Genomic DNA, 18476 nt, shown 5'->3' on the forward strand with positions numbered 1-18476 from the left:
AATTATTTTTTACTTCTATTTAATTTCAACATTCCAGTAGTAAGCAACATTGCCATATGGTGAAAGTTTAAATCCTTTAACTTTTGACTTCAACAAGTATGAAGCACCAGCTTGGTATAAAGGAGCAGCAAAGGCATCCTTTTTAATCAATTGGTTTTCGGCAGCGATTAAAGCTTGCAATCTTTGCTTAGGTCGAGCAGCATAAGTTGAGCGTGCAAGATCGATTTGATGCCAGAAATTCTTGTTCTTGTAATCTTGCTCCAAATTGAATAAACCACCGACAGTTAAGAAATCAAGCGGATCTTCATAACTTGGCTGCCAAGTACCATAAACGAAATCATAAGTGTGATTTGTCGTATTAGACAAACGTGACTTAAGCGGAATTGAGCGAACAGTAATCGTCAAACCTGGCAGATTCTTCATCAAATTACTTTGGATAAATTCACCAACACGTTTAGCATCATCAACATCTGAAGTTAACAATTCAAGACTGATCTTCTTTTTGCCTAATTGCTTTTGAGCAATCTTCCATTCCTTACGAGCTGCAGCAACATTATAAGTTACCATATCACCAGCATCTTTACGATAGTCCTTGCCAGTGGATGGATCGGTAATAAAGTTGGAAGCAACAATTCCGTTAGATGGACGACCAGCATGCAAAATAGTGTTAACCAGTTGTTTCTTATTGATTGCTTCGCTAATGGCTCTTCTGACGTGGACATTACCAGTTGTCTTACGTTTAATGTTGAAAGTCAAATAGCCATTGGTTGGCGTAACTTTGGAATGATATTCCTTGTTGTTTTGATATTGCTTAACAAAATCTGAACTTAATGGAACATAGTCTAGGCTACCACTTCTGAATAAGTTAACGCCAGTAGAAGTTGTTTGTACTACTTGTACGTTGACACGCTTAAGTTGAACAGACTTCTTGTTCCAGTAATTCTTGTTCTTTACAAAGGACCACTTTAAGTTGGAACCAGTCCAGCCCTTAACAACGAACGGTCCATTGTAAACTAGGTTACTGCTGCTGGTACCATATTTGCTGCCAAGTTTTTTAACGACTTTGGTGTCTTGAGGATAAAATTGAGCACCTTCAAGAATTTCTGGCAAATATGGAATAGGATCAGCTAAAGTAACTTGCAGCTTGTACTTGCCAAGAGCTTTAATTCCAAGAGAGTTGACTTTGGCCTTTCCTTGAGTAATTTTGGTCCCGTTCTTAATAATGGCGTAGCTGTCACTGTCAAGAGAAGAGTTTTTAGGATCAACGGTTCTGCGCCAAGCTGTTACATAATCTTGGGCAGTAACCGGATCGCCGTTTGACCACTTGGCGTTTTTACGCAAGGTGAAAATATAAACCTTTTGATCCTTGGAACGGGTAACTTTAGTGGCACCGGCTAATTGCGCCTTATTGTTTTTGTCAAAACGGTACAACCCTTCCATGGAATTCTGCAAAACTTCGGAACTAGTAGTATCCCCGTACTTGCTAGAATCCAAGGTTGAAATTTCATTGGAAGCAGCAGTATTCATTGTTTGTGAATTACTGCTGGAAGAGTTGCTGGAATTAGAGCAGGCAGACAAAACCCCAGCAGCTAACATAACGACAATGCTCAATAGAAATTTTCTCTTAGTTTTCATAATTTTCTTACTTTCTTCTTACTTACAATTTTAAAGTATAGTTAAAAAGCTTCCAATTTTGAAATATTTAGACTCAATAAATAAAATAATTTTTAATTATGAAGGTAAAAAAAGACAAGCCATAAGCTTGTCTTTAATCGGGTTGGGTGTTCGTTTCGAACAATTGGGTTAGCTGGATTCGAACCAGCGCATGATGGTACCAAAAACCATTGCCTTACCACTTGGCTATAACCCATTCGATTGAACTTTTACTTGTTGTTCAATGCACCAGCTGAATAAATTCAGCAATGGAGGCCAGTGGATTCGAACCACCGAACTCAGAGAGAGCGGTTTTACAGACCGCCGCGTTTAGCCACTTCGCTAGGCCTCCGTAACAGCACGTTTATTATAATAACTAAAACGTGCTGAAAATGCAAGTATTTTTTAGGATAAACGAATATAGCCTTCTCCGCCTTTAGCAAAGAATGAGCCGGCAACTACAGCAACATGTGCTTTTTCTGCCAATTCATAAATGAATTTAGTATCATCTTGTTCAAAGCCAGCTGGAATTTTGGCGAAGATGTTGATGGTACTGTAGGCATTGTAAGTGTTGCCTAAGAATTTACCATTGCAGATAAATATCTTATCGTTCAAGGAAAAGAGAATTTGCACCACAGCGGCGCATACTTTCCCTTACAACATATATTATATCTTGCATCACATTTTTATTCCATAAATCGGCTTTCATTACTCTTATCTGTGATGCACATCTACTATAACCAATGAACTTTACGAAGCAATTAACAAAGTATTACAGAAATTGCACAAAAGCATAGTATTTTTCTAAAGATAAGACACAATTATAGTCAAATAGATTAATATACAGCACCATTTTGCATCTCTACAATTGTGAAATACTAATCAAAAGCCACAAAATTTAAGCACAAAAAAAGCTTTAACATCGATATTTCCACGTATCGACGTCAAAGCTTAGCCCTATTGGGTTAGCTGGATTCGAACCAGCGCATGATGGTACCAAAAACCATTGCCTTACCACTTGGCTATAACCCAATCTTCAAACCTTTTACTTGAATTGGTTCTATTTGGATGATCACTCAATCACCCAACAGGTATAAGTATAGGTGAAACGGGGTAATGAGTCAAGGAAAAATTTAAAAAATATTATTTTTGTACTTCATCACGAATCCGCATGATCTTCTTGTAATCATTGGTAAATAAACCGGCCACCCCTAACTTGCAGTAGTGTTTGGCAAGCCAAGAATTATCTACTGTCCAGATTCGTTCAGTCACCGGCTGGGAACTGCGCAAATAATGCTCTGGATGAATCCCAGCAAAATGATTCTTCTTTGTGATCTCAGCTGGGTGCTTCAATCCTTTAACCAAATAGCAATATTCTTCATCAGCATCTAGTTTCTGTGCAATCTTCAAAGTCTCATAATTAAATGAAGAAAAAATAATTGGATGCACAAAATGATACTTCTTAGCTAAATCCAGTACCGTCTTTTCAATGCCCTGATCATGAACCTTATTGGTTTTAAATTCCAAATTGATATAAAGGTCCTTATCTTGCAAAACATCAAATAGCTCACTCAACTTGGGAACTGGTTCGCCATTAGCCAAATGAAACTTTCTGATTTCAGCTAAAGTGTAATCTTTGATATAGCCCTTGCCATCAGTTGTTCGATCAATCTTTTCATCATGCATGACAACAGGAACGCCATTTTTAGTCAAATGTACGTCGAATTCGACGCCCTCACCGCCATGACTGACAACATAACGAAAACCTTCCAAAGAATTTTCCGCAAATTTAACCGGATAACCACGGTGGGCAAAAATAATCGTCTTTTTCATTTTGTTAGTCCATTACGATTGGTCCTTGAACGGCCATCACATCACGAGTTAATTCATGAAGCTGCTTGTCCATAACAATGTCTTCGCTGCCCTTGATATAGTCAACGAACCACTTGCTCTTAACGTGCTTGTCATAAGCTTCGTCATTTGCATAAACTTCGAAGAACAACCATTCATTTTCGTTTTCTTTATTTGAACCAGCCATCAAAATTTCAACGCCTGGTTCTTGGGCAATTGCACGACGCATTTCTTTCTTCACAGTTGCTGCGAATTCATCATGTTTGCCGTCAGCAATTTCAACCTTGGCAACACGGATGACGAACTTGTCTGCGTAAGCATCAAGTGCTTCCTTAGGCTTAGTGGTGATCCATTCGCCGTTTAAATCATAAACCTTCTTGCTGGTTGCCATGTTGCTAATGGTCTTGTCGTAGTGGTCGAAATAGTTAGCCATGCTGTGAATTTCATAAGCCTTTGGGTTTCTGTAAAGTTCAACAATGTAGTTGTCTTCGCCTTCAGTGTCTTCATGACCGCTAGCTAAGAGCAAAGTGCCTTCTTCAGCTGGAATTGAGTTTTCAAGTTCTGCTTCTTGCTCTTTTCTAAAGCCGGCTCGGTCTTCTTTTTTGATTTTTACTTCACTGATTTTAAAAATAGGTTTGTTGTCCATTTTTACGCCTTCTAATAAATAAATTAATCTCCGAGTTCTATTCTAATGTTCTTTAGCAAAAATGGAGAAAAATTTTTCACTACTGTTTATTGTTTAACTGTCACTCTTCTTATTGCGTCAAAATCTGATTTATTTTTCATTAGGACATTTCTTAAGTCTAATTCATTTTGAATTTTGAAAAAGTAATCATCAGAAATTCCGAAATATCTGCCTAATCTAATCGATGTATTCAGCAGTAATTTTTCTACGATCATGCAAAATATCCTGAATTCTAGAAACTGGCACATTTATTATCCCCCCTAATGACAATCAACTATTTCAACATTGTAGAAATCACCGTTACTGTAATTATAGCAAATTCAATATTGTTTTTGACCTAATTTGGTTAAAGCTGAATCACAACTACCTTGCATGCAGTGACGTGCTTCAAAATAAGTTTGTCCAGGTTAAACTAAATAAATCGTAACTGCCATTATTCAACCTTCTCTGCAGGCCAAACATAATAATCAAAATGCGGCTGGTCGTTTTCAAACGTCAATTTAACAATGCTGGCATTAGCGAACCAGTTAAATTCTTGCCGGTTGGTAAAAGTGCGCACGTATTGTGCCAAAATATCCCCGTGCCCAGTAACTAAGGCTGTTTGACCATCCTTCATTTGACTAAGGATTGTTTTGACAGCGCGTTTCATGCGTAGCAAAACATGTTCATCAGTTTCCATGGTCGGATCAATATTTTTATTGTTATAGTTCCAAGGAAGCAGGAACTCATCGCGCCCTTCAAAAATGCCGTAGCTTTTTTCGCGCAAATCTTTCAAACGCGTGTAGTCCATTTGGTGGTCCATAATAATTTCCAGCGTATCACTGGCTCTTTCTTGCGTCGACGAAAAAGCTATATCGAACTTGATGCCTTTTTCTTTAAAATAATCCCGCGCTGCTTCAACTTGGCGAATTCCCTTGCCATTAAGGGGTGAATCGCAGCGGCCTTGTACTTTATGATAATAATTGAAATATGTCTGCCCGTGGCGAACTAAATAAACTGTCTTGGTCATCTTTTCCTCCATGATGCAGCTATTATAACAAAAAAAGCACGCTGAAGTCAGCGTACTAAATAAGCTATTAATTTACTTTGAAATTAAGGTTGTATTTTGGATCATTAACGGCAAAATGCGGCACGCCAATAAAGTGCAAACTGTAAACTTTGCCGACCTTGGAAATGCTAAAGCCGTAGTAATCATAGTCGCCATCATGAGGTGAGCCTTGCGTATTAAAGAGGTCACCAGCGTGTTCCCATTCGCGGTAGTAGGACTTTTTGCTAATAGCTTTTTCATTTGGACCAGTATAACCGAAGATCATTTGCTTTAAGGCAAAATAAATATTTTTCTTCATCTTGGTCATCGTAATTTTAGTCCGTGGTTCGTAGTAGCCTGCCATATCTTCAACGTAGTTATCATCAAAGTTTAAGCCATTCTTCTTGCAGGCACGGACGATTCCGGCAACATAGTGGTCGCCATTGTTAATGCCACGCTTATTGGCAACGTATTCTTTAGCAATGTCTTTAGCTAGTTTTTGCGCGCCGGAGCTGTAAACCCATTTAGGCAGGCCAAGCTGGGTGCGTGCTTGATTGATTAAGCGCAAAGAAAAACTTGTCAGCTCTTGCAACTGCGCCTTTGTCAACTTATTAGGATTAATCTTGGTCCGATTATCCTTTGCACTTTCACTAGCGTTAGTGCGGCTAAAAGTATTTTCTTTCATGCCCTTCATTGAGGCTTTGATAAATTTAGCACTAGGCTTGCCTTGATATGCTTTAAGCAGTGCTGATTTAGTATAACCAGCCGGCAGTTTGATTTTGGCTTTGGCATATTTGGTCTTAGCCTGAACCGTTGGTACTGGCAGGAGGCTATCTTTAACGCTGACCCCGCCGAAAAAGAGCAAACTAGCTAAACTAATTACGGTTAAAAATTTTTTCATCTTCACCATTTTCCCTATTTATCAGAATATAAATCGTATTTTAACACGGAAGGCTCCTGTTTCACTATACATCCGCTAGTTTTATTGGAAAAGAAAAAAGCCTGGGTTAAACCTAGACTTAATTGAGCAAAATTTGTTTATTCTTCTGATAGGGTTAAATTTTCTACTCAAAATCAACTAAATCATCAAGTGGATATCTCGTCGTCGTAATCTCGGCATCAGCCTTTGGATCATGCTTGCCAATTGCAATTGCCATCACCGGCACATATTGCTTCGGATCAAGTCCCATTACAATAGCAGCCTTTCCTGCATCATAGCCAGCCATTGCATTAGTTTCGTAGCCATGTTCGCGGGCAACCAGCATAAATTGCATTGCCGCAAGCGAAGAATCGACCATTGAATCAGCAACCAGCATTTCTTTAGGTGCTTTTTCATAAAGCGGCATAAAAGTATTCAAGGCCGCCTCCATTGCTTCTTTAGTTACATTCTTTGCTTTATACATGCTGTGCCACAACTGACTGTACTTCTTAAAGGCAAGCGTATTGCCAAAGAATAAAACGACGGCAGAACTATTGTCAATTTGCGGGAAATTGAACTTCATAAAATATTGATGCAGTTTTTTTCTGCCTTCGTCAGTATCGACAACAATGAATTTCCAAGCTTGCAGATTGCAGGCAGATGGTGCAGTAATCGTTTCTTGCAGCATTTCTTTGATTTCAGCGCGACTAATTTTTACAGTCGGATCAAATCTGCGAACAGAATGTCTTTCCGTCAGAATTTGGTGAAAATCGTTATTAACTATAGCCATAATTATTCTCCTATTGTCAAAATTGTTATCGCTTACATAGTTTAATAATATCATGTTTTAGATTCCATTACATTAAAAAAGTCTAGGCAAAACCTAGCCTTAAAATTATTCTTCTGTTTAAAAATTAATACCAGCCATTAGCTTCCCAAAAAGCTTTAGCTGCAGTCCATGAACCATAACGGCTTTGAACATAATTATCAGCGGCCTTTTCTTGGTTAGCGGCAGAATAGTCACCATTTAAGTATGCAGATGAGAGTTGATATTTACCAATGTAAGAACCGTTTTGAGCGGTGTATGAACCACCAGATTCTTGGTTAGCGATCCAAGCCTTAGCTTCTGCTTCTGAACCAGAAACAGTTGAGGTATTTTGACTTGAAGCAGTGTAGTTTTGCGTTGGTGCTTGAGAAGAAGCGGTATTTTCAGTTTGAACTGGTTTTTCCTTAACTACCTTAACCCATTGGTTCTTGCCCAAGTCGTACCACTTGTCGCCTTTTTTGTCATAAGCAGTTTTGATAACTTTCCAAGAAGTACCAGCATCCAAAACTTGCTTTCTAGCCTTCTTGCCCTTCTTGTATGAGTTGTAAACTTTAGTGTCCTTGTGAACTGTGTATACTGAAGCATCATTTTCAACGATTGCAGCTTGTGCTTCATTATTTTTAGTGTTGCCGATGGCAGCAATGCCGGCGATTGATAAAGCGGCAACAGCAATTGATTCTGTAAAGATAGATTTAAGTTTCAAAAAATGTCTCCTTAGTAATAAGTATTTTCTTTTTTCATTCTGTCTCACATCTGATAGTCCTTAATCATACTGGTTGAAAGTTTCAAAACTATAACAGAACCATCACTTCCAGATTAAGAAATTATTACTCAAAATAATACATTCGTAATATTGTAACAATAAATGTAGCAAAGCACTTTTTAAAAAGAATATGATAGTACCAAGACTTGTGAATTATTTTGCATAATAAAAGTACATGTGTTTGCTAGTAGCAAGTTGATCTTCTTTTACAAAATATTGCAATACTCTTGAAAAAATGTTCTTTGCTAAATAGTTGTCATATAATAAGTGTGAGATTCTGAATAAAGCGAGGTAAGAATAATGACTAAGTACGTTGTTAAGTTAAGCGAAGAAGACTTACAAATTATCAAGGATTGTCACTCAAAGAGCCCTTCAATCATGAAGGCAATGAATGACGCTAAAAAAGTTGAAGACTAATTAAGTTAATTAGTTACCTAAAAAAGAGCTAGGCAAGATGCCTAGCTCTTTTAGTTTGTATTTAAAAGCGTAATTTCTAAAATCATTTATCCAAAATCTCGAATTTTCGGACTTAATTCCGTAAGAGAAATATCAGTCATTTCCAAGATATTTCGTTTAAATTTGACCGGATATTTAGCACTTATTTTAGCAATAATATCTTGAGGATTATTATTAAAAGAAGTATTCTCTTGAATATTTTGGTACGTCTCTCCTAAATCAGTCAGAGTGAAAGAATTTGAATCTTCGTCAAGATAAAAAACAATATTATTTGAAAAAGCATCTAAAATTGTCGTATAAATTTCCATACGATGTAAATCAATTCGATCAAAAGTTATTTGATTATTATTCCAGTCTTGCCAATTTTTTCGATCCCCATCGTAGTTAGGTCTGTCATATCAATCATGGTTCACATCTCCTTTAATCTTAATTGTAAATCTGATCCATATTTAGTATTTGTAAATTATAAAGTTTTAATTAGTGATTCAACACAGTCAATCGAATTATCAAAAATTAAATAAGGCAAAGAATAACATTTCATATAACTAAAATGTCTCTTACTGGGTGAAAACTCATTTATATCATAAATATTGACACGCGGTCCTTTTACAATAGTTCCATTTAAATTTTTATGAAATTTATTATCCAAATTGATTCTAATCAAACTTAAGCCAGTTTTTGCATCATGAAGATTAATATGTGAATTAAACTTATCATAATAAGTACATGTTAATACTAATTGCATCCCTTGTTTTTAATTTTAACTGATTAATTGAGTTTCTACTAATTATTAAATTATATCTTTGTGCTAATTCTTTTAACTCAAATAAAAGTTTATTAGCTTGTTTTTGTGTTAATAATAATTGATACATTTTTTAAACCTTCATCTTTAAATACGAAAAAAGATGAGAAAAATTGCATCAATTCAAATATTTAGAAAAAATTAAGGTTCCTAAAATCATTCACCAGAAGTCAGCTTAATACCTACAATTCCGATTATTAATAATCCAACAAACAACAATGTAAATCCATTGAGATTTTCATGAAAAAGAAAAATTCCCACCAAAACTGAACCTACTGCACCAATTCCTGTCCAAACCGGATATGCAATACTAATAGGCAAATGTTTCGTTGCAAAAATTAATCCCGCGAAACTAAGAATCATCCCAACTATTGTTAAAAAAGAATAGAATAAATTGCTAAATCCCTGACTCAATTTCATCATTGTTGACCAAAAAACTTCAAACAATCCTGCAATAATCAAACAAATCAAAGACATTGATTATACCTTTCGCACAAAAAAAGATAGTAACTACTTTCTTCAAAGACCTAATGAAAGCAGTCGCTATCTCGCTTAATTTTCCTCGGGGGGGAATATTTACTTTTTACGACAACATCTTAACAAATTATTTTTGTTTCAGCAAATTTCTTTGGAGTTAACTCCAAAATTTTTAGAAGACAATCTTTGCTATAATAAAAGAAATTGATGACAAAGGATCTTTTTATGAAAAAATTTACGCAAATAATGCGCCACTACGCCTACTTCTTGCAGGCCCTGCTTGTAGTTGCACTTGGACTATTAGGCCTATTATTAATCGCCCTCTTATTTAGAGAATTATTGCCACTCTTCCAAGCCCTGTTTTCGACTTCGATTTCCAAGAGTAATGCGCAAATCATGGATGAAATCATCGTCTTCTTCCTGTTCTTCGAATTTACGGCGATGATTATTTCAGCACTGCTTCATCACGGTCACACTAGTCTTGAATTCTTGCTGGGCCTTGGCGCCACCGCTTTAGTGCGAGGACTAATTACTAATCACAGCAATATTGAAGAAACGATTGGCATTGCGGTTGCAATCTTAATTTTAATCGTTAGCATGGCTATTTTTCATAAATATATCAAAGATGAAATGTAAGAAAAACGATCAGAATTTTGTTCTGACCGCTTTTTTTTTAATTATAAAATTTATCAAACAAGTCCTCGACACTCACCGAAGCAAAGGAATACGGAATCTGCTTCTTAGTTAAAGTACTGAGCATCTCGCCTAATTCTTCTTTAGTTAATTTATTGCTATCAATTAAGAGCATCTTGTCGGGTAGCTCTTGATAAGCAATTTTTCCTAAAATGTCTTTTACTTCTTGATCGGCGCGAATCTTCAAATACAAGTCGCGCTTTTCTTTTACCCGATAATCTTCAATGACGTGCCCATGACCCAAAAATAAAATGCGGTCTGCATAGCTTTGCAAATTGTTGAGCAGATGTGAAGCAATGATAATCAGCTTGTTTTCTTGGCGCAATTGCTCCAAAACTTTCGAAATCAGTTCGACGTTCTGCGGATCAAGCCCGTTCATTACTTCGTCTAGGAGCATCACCGGTGTATCGGCGGCTACAACCATGGCAAAGCAAAGCCGCTGCTTCATGCCTAAAGAATAGGTCTGCACTTTTTGATCGACATAATTTCCCATTTGCAATAATTTGATAATGTCATCAACCTTCTTTTGTTGGTTGCGCCATAAGTCAGCATATAAGCACAAATGGTCGCGTCCCGTCATAAAACCAAACAGATCGCTTTGCTCAGGAAAGGCACAGATTCTTTGATGTAGCTGCATGGTCATTTTTTGATTTTGATATTTTAGGCCATCATACTCAACCTCGCCTTCTTGCGGCGTTAAGTTGTGCAGAATCACATTCATTAAAGTTGATTTCCCAGTACCATTTGGCGCAACTAGGCCAATAATTTCACCTTGCTTAAATTCCAGATTTAAGTGGTCGAGTACCCTTTTCTTGCCAAAAGACAAGACAACATCATTTAGTTTCAACATTCTTTTCACCTTACCTTACAACTGGAATATGACGGGATTTACTACTGAGCAACAAACAAATTTCAATAATCGCTAGGCAAATAAGAAGCGACAAAATTCCTGCTTCAAAGCCCCAATTAGGCGAACTCATCAGATATGCCAGGTTGCCCGTTAAACTGTCACCAATCGTGAAATAGGTCATTGGCAGTTTTTTCAAAAATGGATAGACATAGCCCATCCCGCTTGAGAAATAGAGAACTTTAGCGCTAACTACAAGCAGACTGCTTAAACTGCCAGCAACATAATCATTGCGGAAAATCAGCGACAAAAGAATTGTTAAGCGAATGGCAATTAAGACGATGATTAAGGCAAACATTAAAAATTCGCAGAAATATTGTCCTAAAGTCAGCGTGACAAATGGGACTTTGGTTTGTCCAGTATAATAGGTCGTTTGTAAGTTAAGCGATCCAAGACCGTAACGCGGAGATAGACACAAAATAGTGACTAAGAAGGCCAAGACAAAGTCAAAGAACACAACCACCTCAACCACGGCTGTTTTCAGCCATAAGATCGTGCCTTTGCCCAACGGAATATTTTTCAAAACCGTCCGATATTTTTGATCGTTGGTCACCACGTCAGCCGCAAAAAAACAGACAGTTATTAATAAAACTAGCACCGTCCAGCCTTGTAGCGATTGCTGCAGCCGCTGCAAAGCAGTGCGCTCTTCAATGACATTTTGATTCAAATTGGCTTTACTCTTGAGTAAACCGCGGTAAAAGTAAACTGTTCTTGAATACCCATGGTGGCCGTCAAGAATATAATTTAGACCGCTGCTGTATTCACGCGGATACAAAAAGTTTTTGTCAGCATTATAAAAAATCTGATAATCGATAAATTGGTGCCACCTCATCGAATACTTGACATATTGCCGCCAATTCTGCGTTTTGATGGACTTTAAACACATCCGGTCGTCTTTTAAAACCTGCGGATAAGTTTTCACAGCGGCAACGGCGCCGTCACTTGGCGTATAGTGCATACCAGGTTGGCGCGCCTGCTCAATTTCTTTTTCTGAATGCTTCAAAAAGACGCTGTAATTGCGATATTCGGATCTAATCTTGTAGTAATCGACGCTTTCAATGACATGGTGATTAGGCGCACTGATAAGGCCAAAGTAAAGCGCCAGAACTATGGTTAGGATAATTAAACCAATGTTTTTGGGATTGAGCAAAAAGGCCTTTAATTCAAAAGTGAAATATTTGCGCTTCATTTTGCAGCCCTCCCTACACTCCATCTAAACAGCAAGGCAAAAGTCCCGGCCCAAAGGAGCAAAATTACGATGGCACTAACAGCATTTAAGTAGGAAAGTCCTGTTTGCTTGGCAATCGTGCCTGAAAGAACATTGCCGATATTGACGTAAGCTGAAGGCAAGAAGCACAAATAGCGCAAGAGTTTACCTGGCAAAAACGATAAAACATAGACTACGCTGCCTACTAAGATCGTTAAATAAACGTTTTTTAGAAGCTGATTGAGAAACATTGCTAAACAAGTGATAAAGATGCCAAAGGCGATCGTATACAGCAAGAAGATGAGAAAGTATTGCCATAAGGCAATGGCACTGATTTTATTTAAATAAAAAACTACCGGATAACTAAGACTGCTGAAACTGTTGCGCAAACCCGCAAATAAATAAGCTAGAATGACGGCAACTATTAAAGGAACAAGCGTTAGCACCAAATTGATCGCAATTTTGCCGCGGATTTCGTCGTGAATCAGATATGGAATATTCTTTAAAAGCGTTGGGTGGTTCAAATTCATCATCCAAGAATCTGCTGCTAATAAAAGCAGGTAAAAGAACATAAAGATACCGAAAATAGAAAGCAAATAAATGACATAAGTAGCCGAACTCTTGTCGTTCATGACAATCGGAATTTTGTGCCTAGCTAAATAGCGGTAGGTTACTAGCCGCTGCTGCAATTCAAATTTAGGCGGAACGACCAATGAATAAGCACCGCGATAATGAGTACGGTAGCCCTTGAGCATTTCTTCATTTAAGTTGGTCATGCTTTGCAAATAATCTTTCGGGCTGTTAAAGACCTCACTATTTTGAATCAAAGCAATGCTAGCCTTTTGCGCTGAAAGATTATTATAGGTTGCGCGATAGGTTTTCTTTCTGAGACTGCTATTATCAAAATAATCCATGTTGATATCAAGCGATTGGTTGTAGGCTTGCCATTCAACGACTCCGTCTCCGATGCGCTGCAACTCAACAACAAATAGGAACAGTACTGAGAATATAATTAGAAAACTAACTAACAAAATATTTTTCTTTGCTTTATGTGCAATTGTAAAATTGGCCTTAAAGTAAGTTAAATTCATGCTTCAGCATCCTTTTAAAGAAAAGACTATATTAATTTTTTCTTAAATAGTTGCTTTTATTATGAAAGTTGGACGCCCTTTCGTCAAGGGCAAATTAAGGCATAAAAAATACCCAGCAAATAATTTGCTAAGTCTTTTACTATGGTCAAATATTCAGTTGAAACAAAATTAAAAGCAGTTAGTTTATATCAAAATGGAATTGGGACAAGAGAAATACGAGCAAGATTAGGAATTAAATCGGATAGCCTTATTTATCCTTGGATAGAACAATACAAGAAGCATGGCAAGAAAGGGTTAAAAACTAAAAGAACCAAAAATAAATATAGTGGTCAGTTCAAGCTTGAGGTTTTAAACTGGAGAAAACAACATAATGAAAGCTATCAAAAGACCGCTGCGCACTTTAAGACGCGATTATAACTTAAAAATTAATCATAAGAGAGTTTATCGCCTAATGAGAGAATTTCATTTGCTCGCTAGAAAATATAATTTACGTGCAGGCAAATATGTTCTTGAAGGTTTAAACAAAGTGTTTGAAAGCAGACCTGAAGGCCTGAAATATCGAATGACGGTCCATAGTGACCAAGGAGTGCAGTATCAATCAAATATTTATCGTCATACTTTGCGTAAGCATCGTGTCTTTCAAAGCATGTCGCGCAGAGCAACCTGTCATGACAATGCGGCAATGGAAAGCTTCTTCCACATTATGAAGGTGGAAATGGATTATTTTACTCATCACTTTGAAACCAAAAAGCAGCTTGTCAAAGCCATGAAAGAATGGATAGAATACTATAATCACAAAAGAATCGGACACAAGCTAAAAGGCCTAACTCCGATAGAATATCGGAATCAGACCTTAAGTAAATTTATTTAGAAATTAACGTCCAGTTTTAGGGACTAAATTCACATTAAAGTTAGCTGCCTCATTTGAACCTTGTTCAAAGGTTTGATCTTGAGCATCCAAAACCTTGTGAACTTCAACATAGAAGAAGTGTGAACTTTGACCATTTTGATTTGCTTGACCATGGTTGGTGAGTTTTAAACCACTCTTAGTGCCATATGAGTAGTAGGCAACTGGAACTTGGTCGTTAGTGTTATCTGGGTTTACTGAGTAACCGTATTTTTGCAAAACTGCTTGAATTGCGGCTAAGTTAAGATGGTAAGTACCACCTTGGTATAAAGTATTGTTATTGCCAAATTCATAACCAGAATTAGTAATTTCCATGACATCGCCAATCTTTGGCAATTCGTTTGCAAAAGCCGAGTCATCGATTAAGGTGTATGAACCGTCATTGTTACGAACAGTCAAATTGTAACTGTCGTTAGCAACTTGATCTTCGGTCAAAACTGTCTTTGGTTCGTTGACTGTATGAACAAGAGTCCTAGTATTATAATTAGCTGGATCAATAACGTTTATATTGTCCGTACCCTTTTCATTAACAACAAGTGGCACATTTAATCTTGCAGTTACACCAACAGGAATTACACCTTTAAAACCAATTTGATGTGCAACTGAAAGAGCATCTTTAACATGTTGACTAACCATTTCATCATAAGTAAGCCATTTATTATTTTGATCAACATAGTAAACAGTCAAAGCATTGTCTTTAATAAATTCAACGTTAGCGGCTTTGTCAGTGTCAACTTGCAAAGTCTTGTTTTGACGTCCAGCATCATTTGTCCATGAATTGATCATCAAACTAGCAATATCTTGCCAACTATTAGGATTGTTGTCACCTTTAGTACCAATTTGAATATCTTTCTCACTAACATTCTTAAGGGTTAAATGAGCTTCAATGTCTTCATCATCTTTGGCATTTAAATCAGCAGTGTTAATCTTGCCAGCAGCTGCTGAATGAACTTCTTCAGTTTGGTTGCTATTCGTATTCTTCGCACTAATAGAATAATCATATTCAACTGAATTCTTATCATTAACACCTACAATTGAAGCATTGTCTTTACCTTGACCACTAACCTTGTTAGCTTGTGCATCAGTATTTGAAGCCTTAGTAGTTTCAGCTTGAGCATTTGCACTTTCTTCTGTCCCAGTCTTTGCAGAAGAAGTGTTATCTACATCTTTGTTATTTGGATTGGAATTTGATTCAACTACTGCAGCCTGACCTCCTTTGCCTTCAGCAGCATGAACTTGATTACCATTTACACTTAAGAATGCAAGTCCTAATAAAACAGAAGCAGCACCAACAGTTAACTTTCTAATTGAAAAGCGTTGTCTCTCATTTGCTTGGTTTAAGGACAATTGTTTTTTTATTTCTCTCTAACATATCTTCAGTCTCTCCTTATTACTCTGCTATATTTATCTCTTCATTCCTTACGCTGTTTACAATAACATGTGTTATTTATAATACAAGTAAAAAAGTGTCGAAAACGTTGATCTAAAGATAACTGCAGGCACTTTTTCATCATCAAAAAGTACCGCTGTTTTTGTCATTAAATGTGACTAGTGCCTACTAATATTGAGCTTTTAATAAAAAACAGTTTAGAAGAAAAATTCCTCTAAACTGCTGATTTTCATTGAAAAAATTTTTTATTTTCTTTTTACAATAACGCTCTTAGGACTATAATCTCCGTTATTTTGGGCGTCGACCATTACCTTTTGTTCCTTTTTAGAAGTCAAAACAGTGGCCGAGAATTTGCCATCTTTACCCACAACAACGGAATTTAATGTCTTATTGGTTTTGGCATCCCACATCACAATCGTTAATGAACCTTCTTCGCCAGGATCAGAAACCTTGCCTGAAATTGTAGCTACGGTGTGTTTCTTATTATATTTAACCTTATTCAAAGTAATGGTCTTCTTCACCGTCGTCTTCTTTGCAGCTTTCATATGAACGTTCACGCTAAGGTATCCATCGCTACTTAAAATAAAGTTTTGTGCTTTTGCTTGAAGCGGCACGTTAATCTTGAATTGACCCTTCTTATTAGCATTGGTGTTCTTGCCCTTCTTGGTATCCGTACTAATCAAGCTAACTTTGGCATCTTTTTTGGCCGTTCCTGAAACAGTTGCCAGACCGTTTTTGTAAGTCACTGAATTTAATTTAAAGAAGCGTTTATTGTTCTTTTTGACCTGCAAATCGCTTGCTGAAAGAATTCCCAGCTTGTTCTTCATTGTCAAGATACGTTTGACCGAACGATCGATTTGCTTTTTGGAAATTTTGCCCTTCTTAACAGCCTTTTCAATTGCTGGAATTGCCTTAGCATAATCAGCTGACATCAGCATATCGTTGCCAGCTTTGACGGCTAAAACTTCAACGCTTTCATTGCCATGTTTTTTAGCAAAATCTTGAATTGCTCCCATTTCCAGCGCATCAGTGACAATGACGCCCTTAAAATTGCAGTCCTTGCGCAGCATTGTAATGATTTTTTTAGAAAGAGAAGCTGGATAAACCGGATCAATCTTGTCATAATTGACGTGGGTCACCATCACCGAATCAGCCCCAGCTTTAATTCCAGCCTTGAATGGCAAAATATCGCTTTTCATCAACTGCGACTTAGTTTTAGTCACATAAGCAAAACCAGTATGCGTATCAGCCGCATCCCCATAGCCTGGGAAGTGCTTCAAAGTGGCGGCTACCAAATGATTATGCTGCCAAGCTGGTACCACTTGCTTGATGTAGTTAGCGACAGCGCGATAACTATTTTTACCCATTACACCGCCAAAACCACGCTGATAAATAAAAGAACTGGGATCATCACTGTAATCTGCGTCAGGTGCATAATTCCAATTGATCCCTAATTTATTAAGAAGCGTCGCATTTTCACGCGCATATTGCACAACTGCTTTCATGCCGCTTCCCTTTTGAGCATTTTCAGCATCTTCATATTGATCACGCGGGAACTTGAATTCATCACCATTTTGTTTAGCCAAACCGCCGTGGGTTAATCTTGAAACTGAGCCGCCTTCTTGATCAATGCCAATTAAAAGTGGCAATTGAGCAGCCTTTTGATAATTAGCAATTTTGCTCTTAAATTGGGCATCGGTATAATTCTGCATATCTGCATCGTAAACGATGTAGCCGCCTAAATTGTATTGATAGGCATCACGTTCAGCCTGACCAAGCTTTTGCGGGGTACGAGCAATGAACATTTGTCCAATTTTTTGGCGCAAGCTAGCTTTTTTAATATAATTATCGATCTGCTTAGTCGACGCTGCTTGAACAGTGTTAGCACTAGCCCCGCCTAAACAAGCGGCCAGCGTCATCCCTGCTATAGCAGCAGTAACTGCTTTTTTGAAAAATTTCATTCTAATGTCCTCTTAGCATTATCACGAAAGCGTTCTTTGTTGCTTTCAGTTTATCTGCTCGGGCAGCTTTTGTTAATAACAGGAAGATTACAAAAAATGACCCCAAAGCAACTTGCTCTGGAGTCATTTCTTGTAAGGTATATTGTTTCGGATTTATAAATGAGCTAGAGAAGAATCAAAATATTTTTGATTCAAGTTAATCATAGTTCAGGTTATTTTTTAGTCAATTAATATGCTCAAACCTTTTCCTAACGTAACGCATAATCTTAGCTTATTAGAGCATACCATTTATATAAGTTTATTATTTTTTCATTTTAAATAAAATAGTGAAATAACCAAAATTATCGCTTTGCTATCTTTTTTACTGAATCTCTTAAAATAAACTTGCTTTTGCAAACTATCATCAGCTCTCAAACAAAACATATACAAATGAAAAAAGCATCTTTGCTCATGTTGAGTAAAGATGCCTTTTAGATTTTTTAAATTTTTGGCTCTATAATTTTTCCTGTTGATGGCTTATCTCTGTGATAAGCTGTTAACAGGTTTTTATTTCAAAAAAAAAGAGGACATAGTCCTCTTTTATAAAAATCTATCAGGCCGTTCTGCTTCAGCCGGCCAATTATTATTCGTTTATTTAAACAGAGAGTCCTCTGCCGCTCACATAAAAAAGCCCAATGCCACGCCAAACACTACTGTATTTACAATGCTTCCAAGAGAAAGGTGTTCACCGCGCTCATTCAATTCTCTGCGTGTCAGAGCCATGAAGACATTTGACAAGCAATCCCGAGAATACAAGCTTTTGAAATCTCTATGGAGGCTCTATTTGAAAAAATATGATGATTTGGACAAGATTCATCCGCA

The 18476-nt window shown here is 37.1% G+C and carries 17 protein-coding genes, 3 tRNA genes and 3 pseudogenes; 4 read left to right on the forward strand and 19 right to left on the reverse strand.

Annotated features, from left to right (window positions below; genetic code table 11):
* Positions 1 to 15 precede the first annotated feature (15 nt).
* The 14 genes and pseudogenes from HMPREF0493_RS07705 to HMPREF0493_RS07770 all read right to left on the reverse strand — a co-directional run bounded on the left by HMPREF0493_RS07705 (position 16) and on the right by HMPREF0493_RS07770 (position 9459).
* Positions 16 to 1596: a peptide ABC transporter substrate-binding protein gene (locus HMPREF0493_RS07705; RefSeq protein ID WP_392391081.1), complete on the reverse strand. Its 1581-nt coding sequence runs from the start codon at positions 1594 to 1596 to the stop codon at positions 16 to 18.
* A 202-nt stretch (positions 1597 to 1798) separates the two neighbouring features.
* A tRNA-Gln gene (locus HMPREF0493_RS07710) sits at positions 1799 to 1870 on the reverse strand.
* 53 nt (positions 1871 to 1923) lie between these two features.
* A tRNA-Tyr gene (locus HMPREF0493_RS07715) sits at positions 1924 to 2005 on the reverse strand.
* A gap of 56 nt (positions 2006 to 2061) precedes the next feature.
* Positions 2062 to 2196: pseudogene (locus HMPREF0493_RS08495) on the reverse strand (pyridoxal phosphate-dependent aminotransferase); the annotation flags it as partial.
* A 417-nt stretch (positions 2197 to 2613) separates the two neighbouring features.
* A tRNA-Gln gene (locus HMPREF0493_RS07725) sits at positions 2614 to 2685 on the reverse strand.
* Between the two features lie 111 nt (positions 2686 to 2796).
* Positions 2797 to 3486, reverse strand: a complete 690-nt coding sequence (locus HMPREF0493_RS07730) for a glycerophosphodiester phosphodiesterase family protein (protein WP_006352776.1) — start codon at positions 3484 to 3486, stop codon at positions 2797 to 2799.
* A gap of 4 nt (positions 3487 to 3490) precedes the next feature.
* On the reverse strand, positions 3491 to 4150 hold the full coding sequence (locus HMPREF0493_RS07735; RefSeq protein ID WP_006352777.1) for a putative quinol monooxygenase: 660 nt from the start codon (positions 4148 to 4150) through the stop codon (positions 3491 to 3493).
* A 472-nt stretch (positions 4151 to 4622) separates the two neighbouring features.
* Positions 4623 to 5198 (reverse strand): histidine phosphatase family protein, encoded by a 576-nt coding sequence (locus tag HMPREF0493_RS07745; protein ID WP_040457436.1) that lies wholly within the window; start codon positions 5196 to 5198, stop codon positions 4623 to 4625.
* A 67-nt stretch (positions 5199 to 5265) separates the two neighbouring features.
* Complete coding sequence (locus HMPREF0493_RS07750; protein ID WP_006352780.1) at positions 5266 to 6126, reverse strand: SEC10/PgrA surface exclusion domain-containing protein; 861 nt, start codon at positions 6124 to 6126, stop codon at positions 5266 to 5268.
* Positions 6127 to 6280: 154 nt separating this feature from the next.
* Positions 6281 to 6925, reverse strand: a complete 645-nt coding sequence (locus HMPREF0493_RS07755; protein WP_040457438.1) for a nitroreductase family protein — start codon at positions 6923 to 6925, stop codon at positions 6281 to 6283.
* 124 nt (positions 6926 to 7049) lie between these two features.
* The gene (gene apf, locus HMPREF0493_RS07760) at positions 7050 to 7664 is read right to left on the reverse strand and encodes an aggregation-promoting factor (RefSeq protein WP_040457440.1); all 615 of its coding nucleotides are present in this window, start codon (positions 7662 to 7664) and stop codon (positions 7050 to 7052) included.
* Between the two features lie 563 nt (positions 7665 to 8227).
* Positions 8228 to 8488, reverse strand: coding sequence for a DUF1828 domain-containing protein (locus HMPREF0493_RS07765; protein ID WP_006352783.1), 261 nt, complete (start codon positions 8486 to 8488; stop codon positions 8228 to 8230).
* 155 nt (positions 8489 to 8643) lie between these two features.
* On the reverse strand, positions 8644 to 8925 hold the full coding sequence (locus tag HMPREF0493_RS09390) for a DUF6978 family protein (RefSeq protein ID WP_392391083.1): 282 nt from the start codon (positions 8923 to 8925) through the stop codon (positions 8644 to 8646).
* A gap of 213 nt (positions 8926 to 9138) precedes the next feature.
* Positions 9139 to 9459, reverse strand: coding sequence for a DMT family transporter (locus tag HMPREF0493_RS07770; protein WP_006352786.1), 321 nt, complete (start codon positions 9457 to 9459; stop codon positions 9139 to 9141).
* A 225-nt stretch (positions 9460 to 9684) separates the two neighbouring features.
* Between HMPREF0493_RS07770 and psiE the strand changes: the two genes are divergently transcribed.
* Positions 9685 to 10095, forward strand: a complete 411-nt coding sequence (psiE, locus tag HMPREF0493_RS07775; protein ID WP_040457442.1) for a phosphate-starvation-inducible protein PsiE — start codon at positions 9685 to 9687, stop codon at positions 10093 to 10095.
* A 37-nt stretch (positions 10096 to 10132) separates the two neighbouring features.
* Here the strand turns inward: psiE and HMPREF0493_RS07780 are convergent, their stop codons facing one another.
* Genes HMPREF0493_RS07780 through HMPREF0493_RS07790 form a run of 3 tightly spaced genes read right to left on the reverse strand, consistent with a single transcriptional unit; the run spans position 10133 to position 13357 of the window.
* Positions 10133 to 11002 carry an ABC transporter ATP-binding protein gene (locus HMPREF0493_RS07780; RefSeq protein WP_006352788.1) on the reverse strand — a complete coding sequence of 290 codons (870 nt, stop codon included), beginning with the start codon at positions 11000 to 11002 and terminating at the stop codon, positions 10133 to 10135.
* A gap of 10 nt (positions 11003 to 11012) precedes the next feature.
* Complete coding sequence (locus HMPREF0493_RS07785; protein WP_006352789.1) at positions 11013 to 12248, reverse strand: hypothetical protein; 1236 nt, start codon at positions 12246 to 12248, stop codon at positions 11013 to 11015.
* Positions 12245 to 13357: a hypothetical protein gene (locus HMPREF0493_RS07790; protein WP_006352790.1), complete on the reverse strand. Its 1113-nt coding sequence runs from the start codon at positions 13355 to 13357 to the stop codon at positions 12245 to 12247. The genes HMPREF0493_RS07785 and HMPREF0493_RS07790 overlap by 4 nt, the downstream gene beginning before the upstream one ends.
* 141 nt (positions 13358 to 13498) lie before the next feature.
* Between HMPREF0493_RS07790 and HMPREF0493_RS08500 the strand changes: the two genes are divergently transcribed.
* Positions 13499 to 13774, forward strand: coding sequence for a helix-turn-helix domain-containing protein (locus HMPREF0493_RS08500; protein WP_006352791.1), 276 nt, complete (start codon positions 13499 to 13501; stop codon positions 13772 to 13774).
* 142 nt (positions 13775 to 13916) lie between these two features.
* Positions 13917 to 14228 (forward strand): annotated as a pseudogene (locus HMPREF0493_RS08505) (transposase); the annotation flags it as partial.
* A gap of 3 nt (positions 14229 to 14231) precedes the next feature.
* Here the strand turns inward: HMPREF0493_RS08505 and HMPREF0493_RS07800 are convergent.
* Positions 14232 to 15611, reverse strand: a complete 1380-nt coding sequence (locus tag HMPREF0493_RS07800; RefSeq protein ID WP_006352793.1) for a YSIRK-type signal peptide-containing protein — start codon at positions 15609 to 15611, stop codon at positions 14232 to 14234.
* A gap of 288 nt (positions 15612 to 15899) precedes the next feature.
* Positions 15900 to 17615, reverse strand: coding sequence for a glycoside hydrolase family 3 protein (locus tag HMPREF0493_RS07805; RefSeq protein WP_006352794.1), 1716 nt, complete (start codon positions 17613 to 17615; stop codon positions 15900 to 15902).
* Between the two features lie 730 nt (positions 17616 to 18345).
* On the opposite strand from HMPREF0493_RS07805, the pseudogene HMPREF0493_RS08710 reads away from it, so the two are divergent.
* A pseudogene (locus HMPREF0493_RS08710) lies at positions 18346 to 18476 on the forward strand (ISL3 family transposase); the annotation flags it as partial.

This window comes from Lactobacillus amylolyticus DSM 11664, assembly GCF_000178475.1.
Classification (GTDB): Bacteria; Bacillota; Bacilli; order Lactobacillales; family Lactobacillaceae; genus Lactobacillus; species Lactobacillus amylolyticus.